Source organism: Aquabacterium sp. A3 (assembly GCF_038069945.1).
Taxonomy (GTDB): Bacteria; Pseudomonadota; Gammaproteobacteria; order Burkholderiales; family Burkholderiaceae_C; genus Aquabacterium.
On the sequence record NZ_JBBPEV010000009.1, the window covers coordinates 1 to 7596 of the forward strand.

3 protein-coding genes are annotated in these 7596 nt (G+C 54.2%); all 3 read right to left on the minus strand.

Going from position 1 to position 7596, the window contains the following annotated elements:
- Window positions 1-501: 501 nt before the first annotated feature.
- Window positions 502-912, minus strand: a complete 411-nt coding sequence (locus WNB94_RS16955) for a hypothetical protein (protein WP_341391559.1) — start codon at window positions 910-912, stop codon at window positions 502-504.
- A 5484-nt stretch (window positions 913-6396) separates the two neighbouring features.
- Complete coding sequence (locus WNB94_RS16960; protein WP_341391560.1) at window positions 6397-6825, minus strand: hypothetical protein; 429 nt, start codon at window positions 6823-6825, stop codon at window positions 6397-6399.
- A gap of 278 nt (window positions 6826-7103) precedes the next feature.
- On the minus strand, window positions 7104-7436 hold the full coding sequence (locus tag WNB94_RS16965) for a hypothetical protein (protein ID WP_341391561.1): 333 nt from the start codon (window positions 7434-7436) through the stop codon (window positions 7104-7106).
- Between the last annotated feature and the right edge of the window lie 160 nt (window positions 7437-7596).

A 7596-nucleotide genomic window follows, 5' to 3' on the forward strand; every position in this document is an offset into this window, starting at 1 on the left:
TGCCCCAGGCGTTTCCAATTCGCGGCATGGATCAGTGAGCCGAAGAGGCTTGTGAACAATAGCCAACTGAGAACAGCTGCGACATCTGGATTCCAGAGCCAAGGATGTTCTGAAGACTGTTTTTCAGCACTACCTTCGTTGCTTAGGCGTAAGGCTCTTCCACATTGAACACAATTATTACCAGTATCTATTCCGCATATCGCACAGTACATTCAAATTCTCCATTACTTGTGTCTTTGAGATTAGGCCTAACTACCAAGGTAACCGGCGCCGGAGCCCGTGAGGGCGGAGGGCACAAGCAAGGGCCATGAAAATGCCGAAGGCATGGCCCTTGGTTGCGTCCGCGTTGACCTGACAGTTAGGCTGGGGCGCGAAGTAGAGAGCGTGGAGCACACAGCAACCTGGCCGTGGTTTGATAAATAGTGATGCTGCACAGATGCTCCCTTTGATGTTTTGAGGTTGTGCGCAAAATTTTAATGCCTATTGATTTATTGATGGATATCAAGTGGGCCTCTTGGGGGGGAGGCGAAAGCCAACTCCGAAATAAAAGCTTTTGTTGAGGGGTTCTGGATACTTCGCTGAAACTATGGCAGGTTGCAGGCATTTTGAGAATGCACTCTCTTCTTTCCAAAGAACTGTGCTTACAGTGCCTGCCGCTTGAACAATGAAAACAAAATCAACACGAGCCGGCCTGTCTTCCCCGATAGCTTTGAGGCAGTTTGGGGTGGCTGAGACTAGTATTTTTCTAAAAGCAGGTAGCATTTGTGTTTCATACCATTCTACCTCTGCTGCGTTCGTTGAGTGCCCAAGGGATTTTTGCTCCGCTTCGTCATAGGTTTCTGCTGCAATGCAAAAGCTGGCGAGTAGCATTGGTAGAGTCGCAACGTATATTCTTGGAATTCTGAAATCCATGGTTTTCCTTTTCTTGTCAATCGGTTGGTTTATTTTGTGTGCCTGGTGCTGTTGATATGTGCCGTTTTCGAAGAGGCCTAACTACCAAGGTAACCGGCGCTGGAGCCCGCCAGGGCGGAGGGCACAACCAAGGGCCATGAAAATGCCGAAGGCATGGCCCTTGGTTGCGTCCGCGTTGACCTGACAGTTAGGCTGTGGCGCGAAGTAGAGGGCGTGGAGCACACGGCCAACGTGCCGTGGTTCGATGAACAGTGATGCTGCACAGACGCTCCCTTTGATGTTTGCAGAGAGTCTGCCAGACGCGCGGTCTTGGTGGAAGACCACCGAACGTGTTTGGCCAAAAGGCCGATGGCGAATGGCACTTTGGCGCCCCTCGATGCTGAGCTGACTGCCGCAGGACAGGCAGCCCACAAGGCCGATGGCATGTGGCACTTGTGCGCCGCTGATGGGTGAGCAGGCTGCCGGAGGACAGACAGCCAACCAGAGCGGCGAAAGTAAGACCCCATGCGGGCCGTGCTGCTGATTCGGCGCGCGTTGAAACCTGTCAAAAAGCCTTAGCCGACGCCGCGAAACCAGAATTCCAGAGCCTTCCGAAAACCGCTCATTTGACTTCCAGAGAGTTTCGGAAACGAAGGCCTAACTACCAAGGTAACCGGCGCCGGAGCCCGCCAGGGCGGAGGGCACAAGCAAGGGCCATGAGAATGCCGAAGGCATGGCCCTTGGTTGCGTCCGCGTTGACCTGACAGTTAGGCTGGGGCGCGAAGGAGAGGGCGTGGAGCACACGGCAAACTGGCCGTGGTTCGATGAACAGTGATGCTGCACAGACGCTCCCTTTGATGTTTGCAGAGAGTCTGCCAGACGAGCGGTCTTGGTGGAAGACCACCGAGCGTGTTTGGCCAAAAGGCCGATGGCGAATGGCACTTTGGCGCCCCTGGATGTTGAGGTGACTGCCGCAGGACAGGCAGCGGCGGCCACAGCATTCAACCGTTTGCAGCTCTCTCTGCCACGCAAAGCTGACTTCTTCGAGAAGAAGGATGGCAACTACTACTAGATCAACTTCAACCTGAGAAAATTTTCTGCAACCTGGTCTAGCTTGTAAGCTGTTGAATTTAAAAGAGTTATTTGCTTTTGCTGGCTGGAGATGCTCTGAAACAGCCCATAGTGGAATGATTTTGAACGAATAGGAGCTGTGGCTCCGTATAAATGGCTATGTGTGAACTCGCTGTAGACATGGACATGCTGCCAAAGAAGCAAACGCCACCAGACCCGTACGGCTCATTCCGTAATGATCGAGAGCGGCTGTGGGCAATGATCTCTCGCGACCTACGCTTCGTCTTGATCTCGTATTTTTTGTTTACCGGGGGCAGCAAAGTTCCCTGGTCATATGTTGCTCGCATGCTGGGGCTTTGAGGCCTAACTACCAAGGTAACCGGCGCCGGAGCCCGCTAGGGCGGAGGGCACAACCAGGGCCATGAAAATGCCGAAGGCATGGCCCTTGGTTGCGTCCGCGTTGACCTGACAGTTAGGCTGTGGCGCGAAGTGGAAGGTTTTATAAACTGGCATGCTCTGAGTTTTCTATTTTTTCAGAAGCACTCGGGTAGCAATTTTTATCAATTGCACTGATTGGCTGTGGCTGGCAAGTTTTTTGAATTTCTAAGTATTAAATATTCTTCGCATCGTGGGCTTGGTAAGAATACTCCAATTAGGATGTAAATGGCGGCAATTAAGAGGCCTGCGCCTAGGATTTTACCCTTATTCCTAAAAAGAAAAAATGCTGCAAACCCACAGGCAATAAATGTCAGGCTTATAAGTGCATGGTAATTTCCGTAGTAGATCCAATCATACTTGGTGGCTGCCGAAAACTTTATGAGCCATGGCGAAAAAAATGGGATCAATAAAGTCACTGACCTCGCAATATTTTTCACCCGCCCCGACGAATCTGCTTGTGTGTTCATGAGAGCCTAACGCTCGCGGTAAGCCGCGCCGGAGCGAAGCGGAGGGCACCCACAGCGCAGCTGTGGGCGTCGGCTTGACCAAATGGTTAGGCAACTGGAACTGCTCATGCTTTCCCTGTTAATTGACCCATTGGATCACTTGCTGTGCGTGGCGCATGACTACGAACCAAAGAACGCCAACAGCTATCCAGGTCAGGAGCGCTCGACTGCTTGCTCTTAGCTCCAAAGGCCATGCAGCTTTGTAGAGCACCCAAGTATTGAGCATAAGGCAGGAGAGAAGAATGGGTAGTACCGCGAACGCGAAGTAGATGCCGTCTCCCGGGCCTGCCTCATCCGGACTCCCGACGATTGGCTTGGTGGCCACCAGATAAAGGGCCATGCCAAGTAAGTTTAGGACTATCCAACCAGCGCGGTGCATGATGAGTTGCCTAACTACCAAGGTAACCGGCGCCGGAGCCCGCCAGGGCGGAGGGTACAGGCAAGGGCCATGAAAATGCCGAAGGCATGGCCCTTGGTTGCGTCCGCGTTGACCTGACAGTTAGGCTGGGGCGCGAAGGAGAGGGCGCGGAACACACGGCAAACGTGCCATGGTTCGATGAACAGTGATGCTGCATAGACGCTCCCTTTGATGTTTGAGAGCAGTGTGCCAGACGCTGTGATGGCTTGGCTACCACCTGGGTCGTGGAAGATGCCTGGCAGTGATGGCGGAGCCATGACTGCGGGATGTTCGCGTGGCGGCTTGCCGCGACGCCAAACCTTGCCCTGTGTTGCGACGATGGCGTGTGGCACTTTGGCGCCGCGCGGTGGTGAGCAGGCTGCCGAAGGACAGGCGGCCGGCCTGAGCGGCGAAAGTAAGACCCCATGCGTGCGGTGCTGCAGGTTCGGCGCGCGTTGAAACCGTTCAAAAGGGTAAGGCAGTGGAGGCCAAACCAGGTTTCCAGAGCCTTCCGCAAACCGCTCATTCGACTTCCAGAGAGCTTCGGAAACGAAGGCCTAACTACCAAGGTAACCGGCGCCGGAGCCCTTTAGGGCGGAGGATACAACCAAGGGCCATGAAAATGCCGAAGGCATGGTCCTTGGTTGCGTCCGCGTTGACCTGACAGTTAGGCTGGGGCGCGGAGTGGAAGGTTTTTGCATAAATTATTCCTGTAATTGAAGTATTGCGCTTCAGGTGTCAATATGCGCACTAAAAAACTCTTTGGTGGATTTTTGAAAATTGAAGTCTAGATATTGGAAATAATTGACAAAGTAGCAAGGCCGGTTGCGGCAAATAGAAGCATTTTCCCTGCTTTGCGGATGGATTCTAGCTTCTGCGGGGTGGGGGTTGCCTTGCTGCCTATAAAAAGGGTTTCAGGTTTCAGTAAAAACAGCAAACCTATTGCAGCAGGGAGTATGGCGCCAAAAATTGTCATGGTGTGATTTGTTGAGGGTTTTGATAGTTGTTCTGAATGTCTTTTTCGGGGAGCCTAACTACCAAGGTAACCGGCGCCGGAGCCCGTCAGGGCGGAGGGTACAACCAAGGGCCATGAGAATGCCGAAGGCATGGCCCTTGGTTGCGTCCGCGTTGACCTGACAGTTAGGCTGGGGAGCGGAGTGGAAGGTTTTGATAGTGCGGCTGCCTGCATTTTTGAGTGTTGCACTTCACGTGTCAATCTGTGCGATCCGGTAGGGCGGTTTTTTTATGCCTGATTGCATGGAATTCGTGCTTCCCTTGTTGGTAAATCACGGTGTTTCGAGGCGGTGGGCAAAGATGAGCAATGCCGTAATCGAGAGCCAAACCAATGCAGTGGCAAGTACACTTTTCTCCGATTCATGGTTGGTCCAGAGTGCGTGCCCCATAATCTTTGATGTTCCTCGCGATCCTGCGATAAAGCCGACTGCGGCGGGTAGCGCCAGCATGACGTATGGCGCTAGTTCACTGCTCCCATAAATCGATCGGATGTGAGTAGCGAACCGCCAAGAGCTGGAGTCCATCGCAAGAAAGAGGACCAGCCCAATGTTGAAGAACACAGGGGTCAAGAGCGCCGACGAAATTCGATCGCCTAATGAGGCCGAATCGGAGCTTGTACGTTGCGTTTTGGAGGCCCGAGGCATGTGTAGTGGGGGGGTACAGAGGGCCTAACTACCAAGGTAACCGGCGCCGGAGCCCTTCAGGGCGGAGGGTACAAGCAAGGGCCATGAGAATGCCGAAGGCATGGCCCTTGGTTGCGTCCGCGTTGACCTGACAGTTAGGCTGGGGCGCGAAGTGGAAGGTAGTTGAATTGCTCAAGCTCGATGGCCTTTTCCCTATTGCTGTTTTAGAAGGTAGTTCGGCTTTTCGCAAGAAGCATCCGTTTCAACCAAGAAGGTTCCTTGCCTTCTCGGGGCACGGATGAGCTTGGGATCATAGGGACGTATTTGCACTCTACACCGTGGGAGAAAAGCTGAGAATATGACTTCCTTCTTGTTAAGAAAGACGGCCAAGTTTGGAGATGAGTCATCGGGCTTGGCATAGGGAAGCCAGAAGCACTGCCAGGCGGAGAGTCCCAAGACTTCGCAAGCCTCCTCTTTTGGAAAGTACGCTCCAAAGATTGCGAACTCGTCCCAAGCGGCTGCGACGGCGGAGTCAAGCTGGATAGAGCCTCCCACCCGCTGTGCCGCGAGCTGTTGAAGGTGGTCGCTAAAAGACGTACGGCTTGAGCAGCCAAGCAAAATTGCGGTAGATGCAAATGCAGCGACAAGTTTGTGGTTCATAAAACTTGCGTATGTTTTTTGCGGCTGTTCGAAGAGAGCCTAACTACCAAGGTAACCGGCGCCGTAGCCCGCTAGGGCGGAGGGCACAACCAAGGGCCGTGAAAATGCCGAAGGCATGGCCCTTGGTTGCGTCCGCGTTGACCTGACAGTTAGGCTGGGGCGCGAAGGAGAGGGCGTGGAGCACACGGCAAACGTGCCATGGTTCGATGAACAGTGATGCTGCACAGACGCTCCCTTTGATGTTTGAGAGCAGTGTGCCAGACGCCCCGGCCTGGTGGAAGACCACCGATGTTGTTGAGCCAAAAGGCTGATGGCGAATGGCACTTTGACGCCCCTGGATGTTGAGCTGACTGCCGCAGGACAGGCAGCCCACAAGGCCGATGGCATGTGGCACTTGGGCGCCGCTGATGGGCGAGCAGGCTGCCGAAGGACAGACGGCCAACCAGAGCGGCGAAAGTAAGACCCCATGCGTGCCGTGCTGCAGGTTCGGCGCGCGTTGAAACCGTTCAAAAGTGCAAGGCAGTGGAGGCCAAACCAGGTTTCCAGAGCCTTCCGAATACTGCTCATTCGATTTCCAGAGAGCTCCGGAAACGAAGGCCTAACTACCAAGGTAACCGGCGCCGGAGCCCGCCAGGGCGGAGGGTACAACCAAGGGCCATGAGAATGCCGAAGGCATGGCCCTTGGTTGCGTCCGCGTTGACCTGACAGTTAGGCTGGGGCGCGGAGTGGAAGGTTTTTGCATCACACCTACCTGCAGTTTTGAGTGTTGCACTTCACGTGTCAATCCGCGCCAGGATTATTTTGACTGGAATGCATCTTCGAGTTCATACAAAGCAGAAAGTAGAGCGGATTCGCTAGGCGTGCCTTCTAGTGCGTCGATGTGATGCCTAACAAGGTAGTACTCTGACTCACCCTTGATCTTGCCTCGTGAAATGATCTTTCGAAGTCTCTCTAGCTCCTTAGCTTGCAAATCTGGCGCGTGTCGTTGAAGCGCCGATGAGAGTGCTTGATTGGCGAAGCTTCGGATATGTTCAGGAAGCACTCGTAGTAGCAGCGGAGTCTCGCGAATGCCTTGTTCAATGCCTGATGCGATTGCAGATTTTGTAACGACGCCAGCCTCCAGGGCAAGCACATAGTCCCGTTTCGCGTTTTCCCAGCTCTCGTTGAGGCGAACGATGAACTCGTGTTGTTCGTTCCCAAGCTGCTGATGGAATTCATCTAGCACTGCTGTAAGTCAATCAAATTTCGTCATCTTGGATATCGCCTGAGCGTAGTCGGCCTAACTACCAAGGTAACCGGCGCCGGAGCCCGTGAGGGCGGAGGGCACAACCAAGGGCCATGAGAATGCCGAAGGCATGGCCCTTGGTTGCGTCCGCGTTGACCTGACAGTTAGGCTGGGGCGCGGAGTGGAAGGTTTGCATAGTACGAATGCTAGCTTTCTGGGTGTTGTGCTTCACATCTCATTCCACGAGTTTAGGCCTCAGCGTACGTACTGTCGAATGCTCAGGCAGCGCGCGCTCTCCGGATGTAGGCTCGAATGCCCTCAGCTGAATTGAAAGGATCTGGGCCCACAAAGGTCAGAACTTCATCGATAGCCTCGTCCAAGATGGCATGGTGGTCGGGGGCGGCAGAAACGAGCGAGTAGACCCCATTACGGACCACGAACAGGCCGTGTTTGTTCGGAACAGAGAACCTGGGCTCGAGCGGGTCGCCACGGTCATTCCAAAATAGCCAGACGGCGGCTTCTACGTCCAAACCTTCGCAATAGGCGACAGCCTCCGCCTCGCTCAAGAATGTCATGAGAGTGCGCTCTTCTGTTTCGACGGCGAAGATCATGAGGCCTAACTACCAAGGTAACCGGCGCCGGAGCCCGCCAGGGCGGAGGGCACAACCAAGGGCCATGAAAATGCCGAAGGCATGGCCCTTGGTTGCGTCCGCGTTGACCTGACAGTTAGGCTGGGGCGCGGAGTGGAAGGTTTGCGCATTACGACGATCT

Excerpts from the sequence above, each read along its gene's own strand:
- WNB94_RS16955 (WP_341391559.1), bottom strand. The coding sequence starts at position 912 with ATGGATTTCAGAATTCCAAGAATATACGTTGCGACTCTACCAATGCTA.
- WNB94_RS16965 (WP_341391561.1), bottom strand. The coding sequence starts at position 7,436 with ATGATCTTCGCCGTCGAAACAGAAGAGCGCACTCTCATGACATTCTTG.